Origin of the sequence: Kocuria sp. JC486 (assembly GCF_011602805.1) — a bacterium.
GTDB lineage: Bacteria > Actinomycetota > Actinomycetes > Actinomycetales > Micrococcaceae > Kocuria > Kocuria soli.
Map to the genome: position 1 here is coordinate 81,557 of NZ_JAAOZS010000002.1, position 16,948 is coordinate 98,504.

The 16,948-nt window shown below is 65.4% G+C and carries 18 protein-coding genes; 10 read left to right on the forward strand and 8 right to left on the reverse strand.

Features of this window, described 5'->3' with window-relative positions; all coding sequences use genetic code 11:
- Positions 1 to 23: 23 nt before the first annotated feature.
- Entirely contained in the window at positions 24 to 830 is an 807-nt protein-coding gene (locus tag GWK18_RS01650) for an alpha/beta fold hydrolase (RefSeq protein WP_123824711.1), read from the reverse strand.
- A 16-nt stretch (positions 831 to 846) separates the two neighbouring features.
- Positions 847 to 2,196 (reverse strand): DUF3500 domain-containing protein, encoded by a 1,350-nt coding sequence (locus GWK18_RS01655; RefSeq protein WP_245192701.1) that lies wholly within the window; start codon positions 2,194 to 2,196, stop codon positions 847 to 849.
- Between the two features lie 91 nt (positions 2,197 to 2,287).
- Here GWK18_RS01655 and GWK18_RS01660 point away from each other — a divergent pair, with 91 nt between their 5' ends.
- From GWK18_RS01660 to GWK18_RS01670, 3 genes are all read left to right on the forward strand, one after another.
- On the forward strand, positions 2,288 to 2,662 hold the full coding sequence (locus GWK18_RS01660; RefSeq protein ID WP_166832771.1) for an MmcQ/YjbR family DNA-binding protein: 375 nt from the start codon (positions 2,288 to 2,290) through the stop codon (positions 2,660 to 2,662).
- A 359-nt stretch (positions 2,663 to 3,021) separates the two neighbouring features.
- Complete coding sequence (locus tag GWK18_RS01665) at positions 3,022 to 3,858, forward strand: M57 family metalloprotease (protein WP_166832773.1); 837 nt, start codon at positions 3,022 to 3,024, stop codon at positions 3,856 to 3,858.
- Positions 3,859 to 4,006: 148 nt separating this feature from the next.
- Positions 4,007 to 5,461 carry an MFS transporter gene (locus GWK18_RS01670; protein ID WP_233568696.1) on the forward strand — a complete coding sequence of 485 codons (1,455 nt, stop codon included), beginning with the start codon at positions 4,007 to 4,009 and terminating at the stop codon, positions 5,459 to 5,461.
- Here GWK18_RS01670 and aroD read toward each other — a convergent pair.
- Complete coding sequence (gene aroD, locus GWK18_RS01675) at positions 5,436 to 6,224, reverse strand: type I 3-dehydroquinate dehydratase (RefSeq protein ID WP_199732537.1); 789 nt, start codon at positions 6,222 to 6,224, stop codon at positions 5,436 to 5,438. The two genes, GWK18_RS01670 and aroD, sit on opposite strands and share 26 nt — an antisense overlap.
- A 95-nt stretch (positions 6,225 to 6,319) precedes the next feature.
- On the reverse strand, positions 6,320 to 6,814 hold the full coding sequence (gene tpx / locus GWK18_RS01680; protein ID WP_123824708.1) for a thiol peroxidase: 495 nt from the start codon (positions 6,812 to 6,814) through the stop codon (positions 6,320 to 6,322).
- 83 nt (positions 6,815 to 6,897) lie between these two features.
- On the opposite strand from tpx, the gene GWK18_RS01685 reads away from it, so the two are divergent.
- Both GWK18_RS01685 and GWK18_RS01690 read left to right on the forward strand, forming a co-directional pair.
- Positions 6,898 to 7,413, forward strand: coding sequence for a DUF3054 domain-containing protein (locus GWK18_RS01685; RefSeq protein ID WP_233568695.1), 516 nt, complete (start codon positions 6,898 to 6,900; stop codon positions 7,411 to 7,413).
- Between the two features lie 136 nt (positions 7,414 to 7,549).
- Positions 7,550 to 7,828, forward strand: a complete 279-nt coding sequence (locus tag GWK18_RS01690; protein WP_123824707.1) for an Lrp/AsnC ligand binding domain-containing protein — start codon at positions 7,550 to 7,552, stop codon at positions 7,826 to 7,828.
- Positions 7,829 to 7,864: 36 nt separating this feature from the next.
- On the opposite strand, the gene trpD is transcribed toward GWK18_RS01690, so the two are convergent.
- The gene (trpD, locus tag GWK18_RS01695; RefSeq protein ID WP_166832926.1) at positions 7,865 to 8,884 is read right to left on the reverse strand and encodes an anthranilate phosphoribosyltransferase; all 1,020 of its coding nucleotides are present in this window, start codon (positions 8,882 to 8,884) and stop codon (positions 7,865 to 7,867) included.
- Positions 8,885 to 9,158: 274 nt separating this feature from the next.
- Here trpD and GWK18_RS01700 point away from each other — a divergent pair, with 274 nt between their 5' ends.
- The 5 genes from GWK18_RS01700 (at position 9,159) to GWK18_RS01720 (ending at position 14,291) form a co-directional block, all read left to right on the forward strand.
- Positions 9,159 to 9,800, forward strand: a complete 642-nt coding sequence (locus tag GWK18_RS01700) for a heme-copper oxidase subunit III (protein ID WP_123824706.1) — start codon at positions 9,159 to 9,161, stop codon at positions 9,798 to 9,800.
- Positions 9,801 to 9,850: 50 nt separating this feature from the next.
- On the forward strand, positions 9,851 to 10,639 hold the full coding sequence (locus GWK18_RS01705) for a cytochrome c (protein ID WP_166832775.1): 789 nt from the start codon (positions 9,851 to 9,853) through the stop codon (positions 10,637 to 10,639).
- A gap of 84 nt (positions 10,640 to 10,723) precedes the next feature.
- Positions 10,724 to 11,824, forward strand: a complete 1,101-nt coding sequence (locus tag GWK18_RS01710) for a Rieske 2Fe-2S domain-containing protein (RefSeq protein WP_166832777.1) — start codon at positions 10,724 to 10,726, stop codon at positions 11,822 to 11,824.
- The gene (locus GWK18_RS01715; protein ID WP_166832779.1) at positions 11,824 to 13,506 is read left to right on the forward strand and encodes a cytochrome bc complex cytochrome b subunit; all 1,683 of its coding nucleotides are present in this window, start codon (positions 11,824 to 11,826) and stop codon (positions 13,504 to 13,506) included. Before GWK18_RS01710 ends, GWK18_RS01715 begins: the two co-directional genes overlap by 1 nt.
- A 242-nt stretch (positions 13,507 to 13,748) precedes the next feature.
- On the forward strand, positions 13,749 to 14,291 hold the full coding sequence (locus tag GWK18_RS01720) for a GNAT family N-acetyltransferase (RefSeq protein ID WP_123824702.1): 543 nt from the start codon (positions 13,749 to 13,751) through the stop codon (positions 14,289 to 14,291).
- A gap of 62 nt (positions 14,292 to 14,353) precedes the next feature.
- Here the strand turns inward: GWK18_RS01720 and ribH are convergent, their stop codons facing one another.
- Genes ribH through GWK18_RS01735 form a run of 3 tightly spaced genes read right to left on the reverse strand, consistent with a single transcriptional unit; the run spans position 14,354 to position 16,874 of the window.
- Positions 14,354 to 14,833: a 6,7-dimethyl-8-ribityllumazine synthase gene (ribH, locus tag GWK18_RS01725; RefSeq protein ID WP_123824701.1), complete on the reverse strand. Its 480-nt coding sequence runs from the start codon at positions 14,831 to 14,833 to the stop codon at positions 14,354 to 14,356.
- On the reverse strand, positions 14,830 to 16,218 hold the full coding sequence (gene ribB, locus GWK18_RS01730; RefSeq protein WP_166832781.1) for a 3,4-dihydroxy-2-butanone-4-phosphate synthase: 1,389 nt from the start codon (positions 16,216 to 16,218) through the stop codon (positions 14,830 to 14,832). The genes ribH and ribB overlap by 4 nt, the downstream gene beginning before the upstream one ends.
- Positions 16,215 to 16,874, reverse strand: a complete 660-nt coding sequence (locus GWK18_RS01735) for a riboflavin synthase (protein ID WP_123824699.1) — start codon at positions 16,872 to 16,874, stop codon at positions 16,215 to 16,217. The genes ribB and GWK18_RS01735 overlap by 4 nt, the downstream gene beginning before the upstream one ends.
- Positions 16,875 to 16,948: the final 74 nt, after the last annotated feature.

Genomic DNA, 16,948 nt, shown 5'->3' on the forward strand with positions numbered 1-16,948 from the left:
GCCGGAGGTGACGGAACACGCTCTCAGCTGAGGAAGTGCCGCAACAGCTCCGTGAACTCCTCCGGCTTCTGGGAGTGCACCCAGTGCCCGGCGCCCTTGACTGTGATCTTGCGGACCTGCGGAAACAGCTTCTGCATGACCGGCCGGTACTCGTCCTTGACGTACTGCGATTCACCACCGGCCACCCACATGACCGGGCGGTCGTACGTCGTCGTGAATTCGGGAAAACCCCCGATGGTGTCCAGGCTGTCGTAGAGCAGTTCCAGGTTCGGTTGCCACCCGAAGCCACCGCCCGAGTACCGGAGGTTCTGCATCAGGAATCCCCTGACGGTGGGGTGAGGGATCGGGTCCTTGAGTTTCTGCTCGACCTCCGCCCGGTTCGCCACCTGGTTGAGGTCCACGGACAGGAGACTGCCCAGCAGGTGCGGGAACTCTCCCCCGCTGTTCCAGCTCTTGACCGGTGAGATGTCCACGACCATGAGCTTGAGGATCAGCTCGGGCTGCGTGAGGGCCATGGTCATGGCCACCTTGCCCCCCATGGAGTGACCCACGAGGTAGTAGGGCTGGTTGCCCAGTTCTTCGTTGATCGCCTTGGAAACGGCCGCGGCCAGGTTCGGATAATCGACCGATTCCGTCCAGGCCGAGGCACCGTGGTTGGGAAGGTCGACCAGCAGGACGGTGCATTCCTCGGAGAGTTCCTTGGCGAAGCGCGCGAAGTTCTTGCCCCGCCCCATCAAGCCGTGGAGGAAGACGAGGTTCTTCTCGCCCTCCCCCACGCGCTGGATGTGGATGCCGCTGTCGGGGGGTGTAGAACCGGTGGTCGATGCCATGACCCCCAGGCTAGCGTCAGGACTGGGAGGCTTCCGTCTCCTCCTCGGCAGTGAGCCCCGCGTAGTCGGTCTCGGAATCGCGCCACACCGAGTGAATGTGCGGGGTCGAGGTGGCCACTCCGTTCTGCATGGCCAGCTCGATCCACACGCTGGGCCCGTCGATCCGCACGTAGTCCCCCACGCTGGCGAAGTCACTGTTGCCCGAGAAGGAGATGTAGGTGTCGTCCAACTCCGCCTCGTACCGCTGCATGTACTCGGCCGCCTGCTCCTCCGGCAGATCGTCCACGTAGGTGGCAATGGCGTCCAGGACCAGCTGCTTCTGCTCATCCGTGAGCTCCGAGACCTTGATGCCCTCGGCCTCCTCCGGGAACTGCCAGTCCGCCCCCGGGCCCAGCAGGAGGTTCGACTGGTCGATCTCCGCCTCCGCACGTTGTTCGTCGGTCAGGGAGTCCAGCAACGCCGTGAACGCGTCCGTCTCCTGGGTCAGCGGATCGTAGGTTTCGCCGTCGTAGCTGAACTCGCCGGTGGGTTCGGTACCGCGGAACGACGGCGTCGCACTGACCAGTTCCCCGTCGGTGTAGGTGTTGGAGACCGCGAGGTGGTGGCCACCGAACTGCAACTCCCAGGTGCCGGAGTCCGTGGGCTCACCCAGGAAGGCGATGTAGTAGTTGTCCGATCCGTACTCCGTGCTGGACGCGTTCTGCTCGGCAAGGTAGTCGTCGGCAGCAAGGATCGACATGACCTCGTCATAGCCCTCGTTGTCCTCCGAGCCCATCGCGGCCTTCATCAGCTCCTCGAGCGCAGAGCGTTGCTCCTCTTTCAGCGAACCGAGGTCCAGACCCACACGACCACTTGAGGAACTGGACGAGGATGTGGAGGAGGACTCCGACGACGACCCGGCGCTCGCGTCCTGCTCCCCCGGCGCGCCCATGCCGCCCATCCCGTCCTGCAGGAGTTGCTGGGGGAAGTTCGACCAGTTGGACGCGTTGTCGAAGCTGTACTCCTGGTAGAGCTGTGCTCGCTGCTCGTCATCCAACGTGTCCGCGAACGCTTCGGCCAGGGCCTGGACCTCGGCGGCGGTCCCGGTGCCACTCTGGTCACTGCTTGTGGTCGTCTCGGTTGCTGTGCTCGAAGAGGCACTTGATCCGGTGGAGGAGGTCTCAGAAGTGGCCTCCACTGAATTCGCGGGGCTGCACGCGGTGGTGGCCAGCATGGCGGCAAGAACCAAGCCGGCTGCCCCGATCCGTAGCCGGTTCCGAAGCGTGGGCTCCGCGGCCCCGCCCGTACGATTCGAGAGTGTGGAACCTGTGTTCTGGTCCGTGGCGGAGAAGGTGATCGGGCTGGTGTTCTGCTCGTGATTCGTCATGGTTCGAGATTCGCGGGCTTTTCCATGTCGACGACATGCGGAAGCTGTGTCCTGGATGTGAGCCCCAGAATCGAGTCACTACCGTGGCGGCATGGACGGTCACGCCATTCAAGATCGCGCTCGACGCACTGCGCTCGAACTACCGGGCGCGGACAAGTCGTACCCTTTTGGCCCGGAGCACGAGGTCTTCAAGGTCCGGGGGAAGGTCTTCCTGATGTGTACGGATGTCACGGGCGAGCCCATCATCACCTTCAAGTGCGAACCGGAGGATTCCTTCGCACTGCGCCAGCAGTACCCGTCGATCAGCCCCGGCTACCACATGAACAAGAAGCATTGGGTCTCCGTGGCCGGCCACGAATCCGTGACCGCCCGACTGGTGGAAGAGATGGTCGAGGACGCCTACCGGTTGGTGGTGGAGAAGCTCCCGAAGGCTCAGCGCCCCCTCATCACCGACCGCTTGCGATAAAAAACCACCGTTCTGTCCCATCTGCATCCATTGTTGTTGTATGTGCATTTTACGTCGCATCTTTACGCAACGCATGACTCGACAGAGAGATCCGCGCCCTGCCGCGGACTAAGCGGAAAATTTCCCACGAACACCGCCCCCATTTCGGATCCATTAACCCGTCACCCCTTGTGACGGGTTTATTTCATCGTTGCCAAACCGTTACGGTGAAGCTGTTTCGACTAGTCAAAACGCCCTTTATCCCAACATGGCGATACCACCCCGGGACGAATCCGAACCCCTGGATCTCCCGAAGTATTGGGCCCGCCGTGCCGAAGAATATTCGGATGAATCATTCATCCGGGCGAAAGGACTCTCCCATGAAAACCCTCCACCGATTTGGCGCCGCCGTTGCAGCCGGAGCAATGGTGTTCAGTATCGCACCGGCGGCCGTCGCACAGGAAGACGGCTCCGCATCCACCGGACAGAAGCCGACCTGGGAACAGTTCCAGGCTGACACCTACCGCTCCGCCGACGGTCAGTACATCGTCGACGGTGACATACCGGTGGCCGACACCGCCTCTCTGTTCTCCTTCTACGAATCCCTCCCGTCGGTGCCCGTGGCCGAGGAATCCTCGGGAGGCACCGGTGATCTGATCGCCAACACGGACGTGTACGGCAACCAGACCCTGTGGTCGGCATCTGAGGCACAGGACCTGACCAATTGCGTCTCGGACGACTTCGGAAGCCAGAAGTCGATCGTCGTCAACGCCATGGAAGGTGGCGCCGCCATGTGGGAGGGCGCCTCGTCGGGCATCGACTTCACGTACGTGTCCTCCGAGGACGGCGACTGCAACACGTCCAACAACAACGTCGTGTTCTCGGTCGAGCCCACCTCCGAGACCGGGTACATCGCCCGTGCCTTCTTCCCGGACTCCCCCAAGTTTCAACGCAACGTGCTCGTCGCCGACCAGTTCTACTCCTCCGGGTGGCAGCAGGACGCGATCCTGGCCCACGAACTCGGACACGTGCTGGGCTTCCGCCACGAGCACACCCGTCCGGAGGCCGGAACCTGCTTCGAGGACAACAACTGGAGCCCGTTGACCCCGTACGACTCGGTGTCGATCATGCACTACCCCCAGTGCAACGGTGGGTCCCAGAGCCTGAGCTTCTCTGACCTCGACCATCAGGGCGTGCAGAAGGCCTATGGCGCCTGACGAAGGCGTCGTCGTTCGCCCCGCTGGCCCTCGGACACCAAAGCGTCCGGGGGCCAGGGGCTTTTGCGTCTACTCACCCGACCGCAATGGCCTCCAGTTTTTGAACGTCGGTCTGTGAGCACTGACCCGTGGGCGTAGCATCGCGTGGGTGACTTCAGCCCCGGAACAGCGACCAGACCCCACCCCGGATCCACGCCGCGGTCGAATCCTGACCCTGCTGCTGGGCTCGCTGTTCATGGCGCTGATGGCTGTCAGCATTGTCAATGTCACGCTGCCCTCGATCCAGCGCGGCCTCGGCGCCTCGGACACGGGCCTGCAGTGGGTCCTCTCCGGATACGCACTGTCCTTCGGCATCGTCCTGGTGGCCGCAGGCAGGAGCGGGGATCTCCTGGGGCGGGAGCGGATCTTCGTGGGTGGCATCGCGTTGTTCACAGTGTCGTCCCTGGCCGCAGCCCTGGCTCCGGACATCTTCTGGCTGAACATCGCCCGGTTGGTCATGGGCGTGGCCTCTGGGATGGTCAATCCGCAGGTCGCCGGTTTGATCCAGCAGCACTACCAGGGGCGCGAGCGAGCCCAGGCCTTCGCCGCCTTCGGCGGCGTGGTCGGAGTGGCCGTGGCCGTGGGACCGGTCATCGGCGGCTTCCTCCTGGGAATGTTCCCGGCCGCGATCGGGTGGCGTACAACCCTGGCGATCAACGTCCCGGTCGGCGCGGCCATCACGGTCCTGGCGTTGCGCTGGATGGATCTGCGCCCGGCACCTCGGTCGACGCGGAAGCTGGACCTCGATCCCGTGGGTGCCGTCATCCTGGGCCTGGCAGTCCTCCTGATCATGTTGCCGTTCATGCTGGCCTCGGACGAGCCCTGGGCATGGTTGCTCCTGCCCCTGGGAGGGGCTTCGGTCTGGCTGTGGGTCCGGTGGGAGCGCCGCTACCAACAAGCGGGTCGGCAACCGATGGTCGACCTGCGGTTGTTCCGGATCCGCAGCTTCACGCTGGGCTCCCTGATGATCGGTATCTACTTCATGGCCTCGACCTCCATCTGGGTCATCCAGGCGCAGCTGGTTCAGCAGGGTTTCCGACAATCGGCACTCACGGCAAGCCTGCTCACCGTCCCGGCAGCCGTCTGCACGGCCATCGCGGCTCAAGTAGGGGGACGTCTGGTGGTCACCATCGGTCGTTGGACCGTCGTGATCGGACTGGTCATCATGCTCGTCGGCCTGGGTGCCACGGTGCTGATGACTCCGCTGGTGGCCGACCAAACGGCCCCGCTGTGGCTGTTGGGCGCGGTCATGACGCCGATCGGCATCGGCGGTGGCATGGTCACCAGCCCCAATCAGACCCTCACGCTTCGAGAGGTTCCGGTCTCCGACGGCGGCACGGCGGCAGCCATCACCCAGACCGGGCAGCGGATCGGAACCGCCGTCGGAACGGCGGCGATGACGGGCGTGTACTTCCACGTACTTCCGCAGGGCGCCCACAAGGCGGCTGACACCACCTACGTGTTGATCGGCGTGGTGATCATCCTGGCGCTGATCGTGTCCCTGGTGGACGCTCTCAAGCCCGGCGGTGCCCCGTCGGTCAGCTCTGACGCGAAGCGGCAGTGACCCGCTCCATGAGTTCCGTGAGGTCCGCAACCGGAATCTGGCCCGGAGCAGACGCCTGGCCCACGGTCCCGAAGCTCCCGCAGGAACCGAACAAATGACCGGCCATGCGTGAGATTGCACCGGTTCCGGCCATCGACATGGTGATGAGGGGTACGGCGGCGGACTCGGCCCGGCGGGCGGTGGCCAGGAGCAGCGTGGCGACGTCGGCCTGGTTCCGGGGCATCACCGCGACCTTGGCGATCGCTGCCCCCATGGCTTCCTGGGCCGCCAGGATCCCCTCGATTTCCTCCGCGGACGGGGTACCCGAGAAGTCGTGATAGCTGGCCACGACCGGCACTCCGTGTCGGCCCGCCAATTCGAACAGGTCGGCCGCCCCATCCCTGCGGTACTCGACGTCGACAAGATCCGCCGCGCCCGCCCTGATCACGGCTTCCAGGAGCCTGACGTACCGCTGGTCACTGGGGCCATGGCCGCCCTCTGCCGTTGTTCGCACAGTAAAGAGCAACGGCACCTCACCCAGCACCGACCGCAGTTCGTCTGCCGTGTCGACCAGCAGGTCCAGGTCCGGTTCGGCCGGCCCCCCAGTCGTTGCATCAAGGTCCTGCAAGGCGTCGACCCGCCATTCGACCACCTGGGCGCCCACGGCCACCGCCGCGGCACACTCACCGGCGACGTCGGAACGATGCTGCGGCATCACAGGGACGATGATCGCCGGATTCCGGGCACTGAGCGTCAGGTCACGGACCGCCAATGCTGCATCCACGTCATTTCCTCCACGAACAGGTCCGACCGGTGTCCGGGTGGACACCGGTCGGGCAATGGAACATACGAATTCGGGATTCATCCTGACCCAGCGGGTCACTTCAGGGCGGCCACGGCGGCGTCGTAGTCGGGCTCTTCCGTGATTTCCGGGACGAGCTGCGTGTGGACGACGTTCCCGTCGGCGTCCAGGACGACGACGGAACGCGCCAGAAGCCCTTCGAGCGGCCCGTCCGTCATCCGAACCCCCCAGTCCTGACCGAAGCTCGAGCGGAAGCTCGAAGCACTCACGACGTTCTCGATGCCCTCCGCCCCGCAGAACCGGGCGTGCGCGAACGGCAGATCTGCGGACACGCACAGTACGGTTGTGTTCTCCAGCCCGGCTGCCAGTTCGTTGAACCTGCGCACGGATGCGGCGCAGACACCGGTGTCCACGCTCGGGAAGATGTTGAGGACCAGGCGACGCCCGGCAAGGTCCTGGGAGGCGACCGGAGAGAGGTCGGAACCCACCAGGTCGAAAGACGGTGCGGAGGACCCTACGCTGGGCAGTTCGCCGACGGTGTGCACGGGATTGGCCTGAAATGCAGTCTCCATGCGTTACACCCTATCCACGAATCAGGGCCTGCCAACGGGTCACGTAAAATTGACACCAGGAGCACCACATCACGCAGGAGATCGTGACGGCCGCTTCATCCACCGACTCCTACGCCCTTGGACACCGCAGGCCGTCTGCGGCACCGGTCCGCACGGAAAGGCAGCACCACATGATCCCGGAACCGACTCCCCAAGCCACGGGCGAGGAGCTTCCCGTCAAGAACGTACGAGCCTCCGTGGTGGCGTGGATCTTGATCGATGTGCTTCTGGTCTGTGTGTTCGCCGCTGTCGGCAGGGCGTCACACGGTGAAAGCGCGTGGGGCTTCCTGGACACGGCCTGGCCGTTCCTGGCCGCAACGGCCGTCGGGTGGTTCCTGATCGCGGTGGCAGGACGCCCCGGTGTCTCGATCCTCTCGGGTCTGATGCTCTGGCTGGTCACCGTGGCCGGCGGGATGACCCTACGGGCGGTCACCGGTGAGGGCGTGGCCATGTCCTTCGTGTTCGTGGCGGCCACCGTGTTGTTGATCTTCCTGGTGGGCTGGCGCGTGATCGCCTGGCTGATCCTCCGCCGTCGACAGCCCGGGCGGCCGCAGGACTGACGACGCCCTGCCCACCGTGACCGTCAGCGATACCGCGGGCTAGAGTGGGAATCGAACCCAGCCCGGGCACGCGAACCCCTGCGTGCCCGGGACGCTCACCTGTCGGTGGCCCGACGCCCCCTCACGAAGGAGCCCCATGCTCACCGCGATCGTCATGATTCGAACGGATGCCTCCCGAATCCCGGAGGTCGCCGAGAAGATCTCAGAACTCAAGGGCATTTCCGAGGTTTATTCCGTGACCGGCGAGTGGGACCTGATCGCCATGGTCAGGGTCCGGGAACACGATGCGTTGTCGGACGTCATCGCCGATCGCCTGTCGAAGGTCGAGGGAGTGGTCGAAACGGTCACGCAGATCGCGTTCCGCACCTACAGCAAGCACGACCTGGACGATGCCTTCGCGCTGGGGATGGACTGAGGGGCGAGTACCCCCAACCCCAGGCCGTCAACCGACTCAGCTCGCGCTCGATCGCGAGTGCTCGATCCACCGCCGCAGCAGCTGTTCGGCAGCACCCGAGTCGATGGCCTCGGCCGCTCGTGTAACGCCGGCACGGAACCGCTCCGCAAAGGGTGCCTCTCCACTGGGGTCAAGTGCGACCAACGCGGCCGCTGCGTTTAACAGGACGGCGTTGCGCACCGGCCCCGTCTCCCCCGCCAGCACTCGGCGCGCGACCTGGGCGTTGTATTCCGCGTCCTGACCACGCAGGTCTTCCACCGTGGCCCGGGGCATGCCCAGTTCCAGCGGATCCAGAACGTGCTCCTGAATCTCGCCGTCACGGACCTCCCAGATGTCGGAGGTTCCCGTGACGGTCAATTCGTCCAAACCGTCCTCCCCCCGAAAAACCAGTGCGCGATCGCCACGCTCGGCGAAGACGCCCGCCATCATAGGCGCCAATGCGCGATCCGCAACACCGATCGCAGACGCCTCGACCTTGGCGGGGTTGGTGATCGGTCCCAGGAAGTTGAACGCTGTGGCCACTCCCAGTTGCTTCCGGGCCCCCGCGGCGTACTTCATGGACGGGTGAAAGGTCTGGGCGAAGCAGAAGGTGATACCCACGTTCTCCGCGCAAGAGGCAACCATGTCCACGGGCATGTCCAGCTGGACGCCCAGTGCCTCGAGGCAGTCGGCGGAACCCGACTTCGACGACGACGCGCGGTTGCCGTGCTTGACCACCTTCGCGCCGGCCGCTGCAGCGACCAGGGCCGCCATGGTGGAGATGTTGACCGACCGCAGCCGGTCGCCTCCCGTCCCCACGATGTCCACGGCAGGGCCCCGGACGGCGATGGGACGCGCGTGCTCGACCATGGCATCGGCCAGCCCACGCAGTTCACCCACGGTTTCACCCTTGGCCCTGAGTGCCACGAGGAAACCGGCCAGGGTCACTTCCGAGACCTCGCCGGACATCACGGCGTCCATGGCCGCATAGGTCTGCTCCGGTGTCAGGTCCTTGCCTGCGATCAGATCCGTGGTCATCTGGGGCCAGTCCAGGGCGCGGTGGGGCTCTGACGACGAAACGTGGTTGGAAGTCACGTGGAGCACTCTATCGTTGTCCGCGGGCCGGCCCCGAGCGCGACTTCTGAGTGGATTCACCGTTCGGATGCGCTCAGTTGCCGGAGGATTCTGAGCAAAGACTTGGGCCGGATCCCTTGTGATTTCCCGTAACGCAGTCGGATTCAGGTGGAACTGGACGGCACGTCCGGGGTGTCTAGGTTGGTCCGGGCGACAGTTTGGCGACATAATGTCGTTCGTGACGACAGCAACCCATGCCCCAGCAGCGCGGCAGCCCGCCCCGGCCATCAACCGCCCCAACCTCACCGCGGTGGGGACCATTGTGTGGCTGGCCTCGGAGCTCATGTTCTTTGCGGGCTTGTTCGCCATGTACTTCACGCTTCGCGCAACGCAGCCGGAGCTGTGGACCGAAGAAGCCGCCAAACTGAACGTGCCCATGGCATTGGCCAACACCACGGTGCTGGTCCTTTCCTCCGTGACCTGCCAGTTCGGCGTGTTCGCCGCCGAACGGCTTCAGCCGCGCCGCACCGGCGGACTGCTGCAGGTCGCCAAGTGGGGCATGGTCGAGTGGTTCATCCTCACGTTCTTCATGGGCGCGATCTTCGTCTCCGTGCAGGCCTACGAGTACGCGGAGCTCATTTCGCACGGTGTGACGATCCCCGCCCACGCCTACGGGTCGGCGTTCTACATCACCACCGGGTTCCACGCCCTCCACGTGACCGCCGGTCTGATCGCGTTCCTGATCATCATCGGCCGCGCCTTCCTGGCCAAGCGCTTCGGCCACTTCGAAGCCACGTCCGCCATCGTCGTGTCCTACTACTGGCACTTCGTGGACGTCATCTGGATCGCGCTGTTCATCATCGTGTACTTCCTGCGATAACCACCGCACCACACAGCCCCGCCCCGCCCGACCTTTAAGGAACTTCTGACGTGAAGGCTCTCTCACAGAAGCGACGCCACCCTTTGGCTCTGCTGGCACTGCTCGTGTGTGCCCTCCTCCTGACCGGTGGTCTCTACGCTGTCGCCACGACCACCAACCAGGCCAAGGCCGCCGAAAACTACACCGCGTCGGACGTTGACGAGGGCAGCAAGTTGTTCATCGCCAACTGCTCCACCTGCCACGGCATGAACGGCGAAGGCTCCGACTCGGGCCCGTCCCTGGTCGGAGTTGGCGCGGCCTCGGTCGACTTTCAGGTCGGCACCGGCCGTATGCCCATGCAGATGCAGGGCCCCCAGGCACAGGTCAAGCCGGCACAGTTCAACGAGGAACAGACCCGCCAGCTGGCCGCCTACGTCGCTTCCCTGGGTGCCGGCCCGGAGGTCCCGGACGAGGAGAGCCTTGACGTCAGCCAGGGCGACGCCGCCAACGGCGCCAAGGTGTTCCTTGCCAACTGCGCCATGTGCCACAACGCCGCCGGTGCCGGTGGCGCCCTGACCCGCGGCAAGTACGCGCCGTCGCTGATGGGCGTGGACGAGAAGCACATCTACGAGGCCATGCAGACGGGGCCGCAGAACATGCCCGTCTTCAACGACGCCAACATCACTCCCGACGAGAAGCGGGATGTGATCACCTACCTGAAGACCATGGAGAACAACACGGATCCCGGTGGTTTTGGTCTGGGCTCCCTCGGGCCTGTTTCGGAAGGCCTGTTCATCTGGACCATCGGGTTGCTGATCATCATCGGGTTTGCCGTCTGGCTCACCTCTCGGTCGGCTTGATCCGGGCGCCCAGCTCACTCACGCAGTAATGCCGGTACCCGGCACCAAGCACCACATTTCGAACTAGAGAAGAAGAGGGACCACATGGCTGACCACCGTGACGGCCTTCCCCAGGGGAAGAAGGGAAACCTGCTCGACCGCAGCGCGGACGAACAGGCGGTTTTCCAGGACCCGGGTCTGCCCCCGCACCGTCCGCGCACCACCGACGTCGACTCCGGCGCGGCCAAGCGAGCCGAGCGCCAGGTGGCGTTGCTGTTCGCCGTTTCGATCATCGGCTCGATCCTCTTCTTCGTGGGCTACTTCGGTGTCCGCGTGGACGGTGACATCTACTCGGTGACGGACAGCGCTCCGACCGCGGCGTTGCGCCTGCAGAACCTCCTGCTCGGTGGCGGCATCGCCCTTGGCATGCTCGGCATCGGCGTCGGCGTCGTGCACTGGGCTCGTACGCTCATGCCGGACCACGAGCTGGTTGAGGAGCGGCACGACGTCGTGACCGAGGACCAGCGCGCCGAGGCGGAACAGATTGTCGGCACGATCCTGGACGAGTCCGGCATCAAGCGCCGTCCGCTGATCCGCAACACCCTCATCGGTGCGGCCGTCCTGGCTCCCCTGCCGTTCGTCGGCCTGCTCAAGGACTTGGGGCCGCTGAACCTGACCCCGCTGCGTCACACGTTGTGGGACCAGGGCGTTCGCCTTGTCCGTGACCCCTCCGGCACGCCCATCAAGGCTTCGGACGTCACCCTCGGTTCGACCTTCCACGTGCTGCCCGAGAGCCTCATGGACCTGGGTCACGACGAGGGCTACCTCGACGAGAAGGCCAAGGCCGTGGTCCTGCTGATGCGTCTGGACCCGGACATCGTGACGGTGACTCCGGGGCGCGAGGACTGGAACGTCGACGGCATCTTCGCCTACTCGAAGGTCTGCACCCACGTCGGCTGCCCGATCGCACTGTACGAGCAGCACACCCACCACCTGCTGTGCCCGTGCCACCAGTCGACCTTCGACCTGGCCAACGAGTGCGAGGTCGTCTTCGGACCCGCCTCCCGCCCGCTGCCCCAGCTGCCCATCCAGGTCGACGACGAGGGCTACCTGGTCGCCCGCAGTGACTTCACGGAGCCGGTCGGCCCGAGCTACTCGCAGCGCGTGATCGCCGTCAACGAGATGGAAGAGGAGAACGGTAACTGATGTCTGCTTCCACCACGACGCACGGCAACACTGCCGAGTACCAGGCGGACACGAACGTCGGCAAGATCGCCAACTTCGTGGACACCCGTGTGGGTCTGTCGCCGATCGTCAAGGAGTTCGGGCGCAAGATCTTCCCGGACCACTGGTCCTTCATGTTCGGTGAGGTCGCCCTCTACTGCTTCATCATCCTGCTGCTCTCCGGGACCTTCCTGGCCTTCTGGTTCGACCCCACCATGGTCACCACCGAGTACACCGGGTCCTACGTGCCCATGCAGGGCGTGGAGATGTCCGCGGCCTACGCGTCCTCGTTGAACATCTCCTTCGACATCCGCGGTGGCCTGTTCCTGCGCCAGCTGCACCACTGGGCAGCCCTGCTGTTCTCCGTGGCGATCATGGTCCACATGGCCCGCATCTTCTTCACCGGCGCCTTCCGCCGCCCGCGTGAGTTGAACTGGGTCGTGGGCTGCCTGCTGTTCGTCATGGCTTTGGTCGCTGGGTTCTCCGGCTACTCGCTGCCCGATGACGTCCTCTCCGGCAACGGCCTGCGCATCGTCGACGGTCTGGCCCGCTCGGTGCCGCTGGTCGGCGCGTACATCTCCATGTTGATCTTCGGTGGGGAGTTCCCCGGTCACGGGATCATCGGGCGGCTGTACATCGTGCACGTGTTCATCGTGCCGATGATCATCCTGGCCCTGGTCGTGGTCCACCTGTTCATGGTCGTGGTCCACAAGCACACTCAGTTCCCCGGCCCGGGGCGCACCGAGAACAACGTGGTCGGCTTCCCTGTCGGTCCGGTCTACGCGGCCAAGGCCGGTGGCTTCTTCTTCATCGTCTTCGGCGTGCTGGCAGCCATCGCGGCCACCGTGCAGATCAACGCGATCTGGAACTACGGCCCCTACGACCCCTCACCCGTCCAGGCAGGCTCCCAGCCTGACTGGTACATGCTCTGGACCGACGGCGCCCTGCGCATCATGCCGGGCAACTGGCCGTTCACGTGGGAGTGGGACCTCTTCGGTCTGGTGACACTGCCCATGGCGATCCTGCTGCCCATCGTGGCACTCACGGTGTTCATCATCGGGATGTTCACCTGGCCGTGGCTCGAGCGTTGGGTCACCAAGGACAACCGGGTCCACAACATCCTGGACCGCCCGCGTAACGCACCGGCCCGCACGGGTCTGGGTGTGGCCGCGATGGTCTACTACGGCGTCCTGATGATCGCCGCCACCGGTGACCTGATCGCCACGCACTTCCATCTGGCGGTCAACGATGTGATCTACATCCTGCGGTTCCTGTTCTTCTTCGGACCGATCATCGCGTTCATCATCACCCGCCGCGTGTGCCTTGCGCTGCAGCGCAAGGACCGCGAGATCGTGCTGCACGGTCGCGAGACCGGACGGGTCCAGCAGCTGCCCCATGGTGAGTTCATCGAGGTCCACGAGCCCCTGGACGAATACCGCCGCTACAAGCTGGTGGCCTTCGAGGACAACCAGGTCCTGCCCGCCCAGCAGGACGCCAAGGGCAAGGTCACCGGATCCGAGAAGCTCCGCGGACGCCTCTCCCGCCTGTTCTTCGAAGACCGCGTGGCACCCGTGACCCCGGCAGAACTCGAAGCCGCCCACCACGAGCACGCCCACGACGTGCACGAGCTGGAATCGGCTGGTAGTTCCAGCAGCGGCCACTGAGGTTTCGCTTCCGTTGAGGTGAAGGGCCCCGGCGACAACATCGTCGCCGGGGCCCTTTTCCGTTCCTCCTCCGGTGGCCCGCAGATCGAAGGCCGTGGCCGGTCCACAACGACCGTGAAACGATCTGCCACGGGCGCTGGATGCACACCACCCAGTGAGTACGCTTACAAGGAAGCAGCACCCAGCGGCCCTCATCGGACGCTCGCCTCGATTCACCGCACATCCACGCACGGAGGGCTCTCATGACCGGAACCATCATCCTGATCGCGCGCACCGCTGACGTCGTCCCGCGTGCGGACACAGCCGATCACATTTCCCGTCCGGCCTCGCCCGAGGATCGCGACGCGCTGGCTCAGCTGTTCTACTCGGCTTATGAAGCCGTGGGACTCGACAGCGCCAACGGCGGCGGCGTGGACACCCTGGACCAGGCCAAGGACATCGTCCAGGGGCTGTTCGACGGTGAGTACGGGCCCTTCCTCCCGGAGGCTTCACCGGTGGTCGAGGATGACAACGGCGAGATCGTGGCGGCGTCGTTGGTCGTCCAGCGCCGCGCGGGCGAGGGTCTGCCGGACGCGCCCTACATCTTCGAGCTGTTCACGCACAGCGCCCACCGACGGAAGGGGTTGGCGGAGCGGCTCGTGCGGCAGTCGGCCGCCGCGCTCAAGGACTCCGGTCATGACCGTGTGAGCCTGCGGATCCGTGAGGACAACTCCCCTGCGCTCGCGCTGTACCTGACCCTGGACTTCAACCGCTGGCAGCCAGAGGCCGAGGACGACGAGCTCTGAGACGCGTGCAAGGGCGGGCCACCGATCCATTCGGTGGCCCGCCCTTGCACGTCAGGACCTGATCATGCCCCCAGGGCTTTGAGGGTCAGCGCGGTTTCGATCGCTGCCGCGGTCGCTTCGTATCCCTTGTCCTCGCTGGACCCGGGCAGTCCGGCACGGTCGATGCCCTGCTCTTCCGTGTCGCACGTGAGCACGCCGAAACCGATGGGGACCCCGGAGCGTGTCGCCACGTCCGTGAGACCGAGGGTTGCCGCCTGGCAGACGTAGTCGAAATGAGGCGTTCCGCCTCGAATCACGACCCCCAGAGCCACCACTGCGTCGTACTTCTGCGCCAACCGTGCGGCGGCAACCGGCAACTCGAAGGAGCCCGGCACTCGGACGGTCACTGCGTCGTCGATCCTTGCGTCACGCAGTGCGCGGGCCGCGCCGTCCAGGAGGCCGTTCATGATCTCGTCGTGCCAGCTCGAGGCGACGACGGCCACGCTCAAGTCGTCCGTGGACAGCTGCTGGAGCTTGCTCTGGGGTGCGCCGTGTCCGCTCATGGGGTTCTCTCCGTTGGGTTCGAGGTGGATGGTGCTTTACTGCCGGGTGCGACGACCGGATGGGTTGCGTCGTCGATGTGCAGCAGTCGATGGCGCATGCGGTCACGTTTGGTGACCAGGTACGTGTGGTTCTCCGCACGGGCCGGCACTTCATTGGGAACAAGTGCGGTGACCTCGATGCCCAGGTCGGTCAACGCGGTCTGCTTGGCGGGGTTGTTGGTCAGCAGCCGCACGCGGTTCAGGCCCAGTTCGTGCAGAATCGTGGCCGCCGCGCCCCAGTCCCGGGCATCGGCGGGAAGACCCAGCAGTTCATTGGCTTCCACGGTGTCTGCTCCCCCGTCCTGGAGGCGGTAGGCCCGCAGTTTGTTGACCAGGCCGATGCCACGGCCTTCGTGCCGCCGGACGTAGACGAGCGTCCCTCCCTCGTGGGCCAGCTTGCTCAGTGCCTGGTGCAGTTGGGCACCGCAGTCACAGCGGTAGGACCCGAAGACGTCTCCCGTGAGGCACTCCGAATGCAGACGGACCAGCGGTGCGTCCTGGCCCGTCAAGGGAAGGTCCGTTGCCGGGTCGAGCGCGGTCAGACTCAGGTGCTCTCCCGCGGTGGTGCCGTCCGGGTCTTCGACCTGCCAGCCAAGAACCAAGAAGCGGCCCTCCGGCATGGGGATCACCACGTCCTCCGACACGGCAAGCACCGGTCGGGCCTTGCCGCCGCGGGGAGCACTTTCCTGACCTCCCACCCAGGCCACGAGGTCCTCGATGCTCAGGAGCGGGAGACCGTGCTCCCTCGCGAACCTGTGCAATGCGGGGAGGCGCATCATGGAACCGTCGTCGTGGACGAGTTCGGCGATCACCCCAACCTTCTGCAGGCCCGCCAGGGCGCAGAGCTCCACGGCGGCCTCGGTGTGTCCTGGGCGTTGCCGGACGCCGCCGTCGACTGCGCGTAGCGGAAGCATGTGTCCGGGTCGGGTGACGCTCTCCGGCCCGCTCTGCGCGGCGGCCAGGACTCGGGCGGTCCGTGCGCGGTCGGCCGCGCTGATGCCCGTGCTGACGCCAATCCGCGCATCGCAGGTCACGGTGTACGCGGTCCCCTTGGAGTCCTCGTTCACAGCCGTCATAGGCGGTAAGCCCAGGGCGTCTGCCCGCGCTTCGGTCATGGGGACGCACAGCACACCGGAGGTGTGACGAACCGTGAACCCGGTGAGTTCAGGGGTCGCGAATTCGGCGGCGAAGACCAGGTCGCCTTCGTTCTCCCGGTCCTCGTCGTCGACGACGACGACGGCTCCCCCCGCAGCGATCGCCGCCACGGCGGTCTCGATGCTGGCCAGGACAATGGGTGTCCCGTCGTCGTTCACGGTGTTGGTCGGCGAACCGGCCGAGGTGTTCATCGGGTCTCTCCGTTCCGGGGCGCGGTCCACGGTTGGAAGGCCGCGAGGCGGGCCGCGTACTTGGCCATGACATCGGCTTCCAGGTTCACCCGTGCGCCGGTGGTCTTGGTCCCCAGCCCCGTGGTGGCCAGCGTGGCGGGGATGAGGCCGATCTCGAACCAGTGTTCGGTGGCCTCCGGGGCACTCACGGCCGTCACGGTCAGGGACACCCCGTCCACCGCAATTGCCCCCTTTTCCGCGAGCAACGGCGCCAGATCAGCGGGCACGCCGATGCGCACCACTTCCCAGTCGCTGTGGTTCGTGCGCGCCACGATCTGACCCGTGGCATCGACGTGGCCCTGGACCACGTGACCGTCCAGCCGACCGTCGGCGGGCAGACAGCGTTCCAGGTTCACAACCGCGCCGGCCGCGAGCTCCCCCAGAGTGGTGCGGGCCAAGGTCTCCCCCATCACGTCCGCTTCGAAGACGCCGTCCGCAGGCCGGTCCGTCCCGCCCGTCAGACACACGCCGTCGACGGCCAGGGAACCACCCACGGGCAGATCCTGGACGATCTCTCCCGCCTGAATGCGGATCCGAGTGGTGCCCTCGGTGGTTCCGTGTGCACTGGGCTGCACGGCGATGACGGTGCCGGTCCCGGCCACGATTCCCGTGAACATGGTGTCTCCTGCATCTTCTGTGAACTCTTCTGTGAACTCTTCTGTGAACTGACATGGGGTCTGGACGTGACGTG

Coding starts and splice junctions, on each gene's coding strand:
- GWK18_RS01710 (WP_166832777.1), top strand. CDS start 10,724: ATGGCTGACCACCGTGACGGCCTTCCCCAGGGGAAGAAGGGAAACCTG.
- GWK18_RS01720 (WP_123824702.1), top strand. CDS start 13,749: ATGACCGGAACCATCATCCTGATCGCGCGCACCGCTGACGTCGTCCCG.
- GWK18_RS01735 (WP_123824699.1), bottom strand. CDS start 16,874: ATGTTCACGGGAATCGTGGCCGGGACCGGCACCGTCATCGCCGTGCAG.
- ribH (WP_123824701.1), bottom strand. CDS start 14,833: ATGAGCGGACACGGCGCACCCCAGAGCAAGCTCCAGCAGCTGTCCACG.
- trpD (WP_166832926.1), bottom strand. CDS start 8,884: ATGACCACGGATCTGATCGCAGGCAAGGACCTGACACCGGAGCAGACC.
- GWK18_RS01715 (WP_166832779.1), top strand. CDS start 11,824: ATGTCTGCTTCCACCACGACGCACGGCAACACTGCCGAGTACCAGGCG.
- ribB (WP_166832781.1), bottom strand. CDS start 16,218: ATGAACACCTCGGCCGGTTCGCCGACCAACACCGTGAACGACGACGGG.
- GWK18_RS01660 (WP_166832771.1), top strand. CDS start 2,288: ATGGACGGTCACGCCATTCAAGATCGCGCTCGACGCACTGCGCTCGAA.
- GWK18_RS01650 (WP_123824711.1), bottom strand. CDS start 830: ATGGCATCGACCACCGGTTCTACACCCCCCGACAGCGGCATCCACATC.
- GWK18_RS01690 (WP_123824707.1), top strand. CDS start 7,550: ATGCTCACCGCGATCGTCATGATTCGAACGGATGCCTCCCGAATCCCG.
- tpx (WP_123824708.1), bottom strand. CDS start 6,814: ATGGAGACTGCATTTCAGGCCAATCCCGTGCACACCGTCGGCGAACTG.
- GWK18_RS01655 (WP_245192701.1), bottom strand. CDS start 2,196: ATGACGAATCACGAGCAGAACACCAGCCCGATCACCTTCTCCGCCACG.
- GWK18_RS01665 (WP_166832773.1), top strand. CDS start 3,022: ATGAAAACCCTCCACCGATTTGGCGCCGCCGTTGCAGCCGGAGCAATG.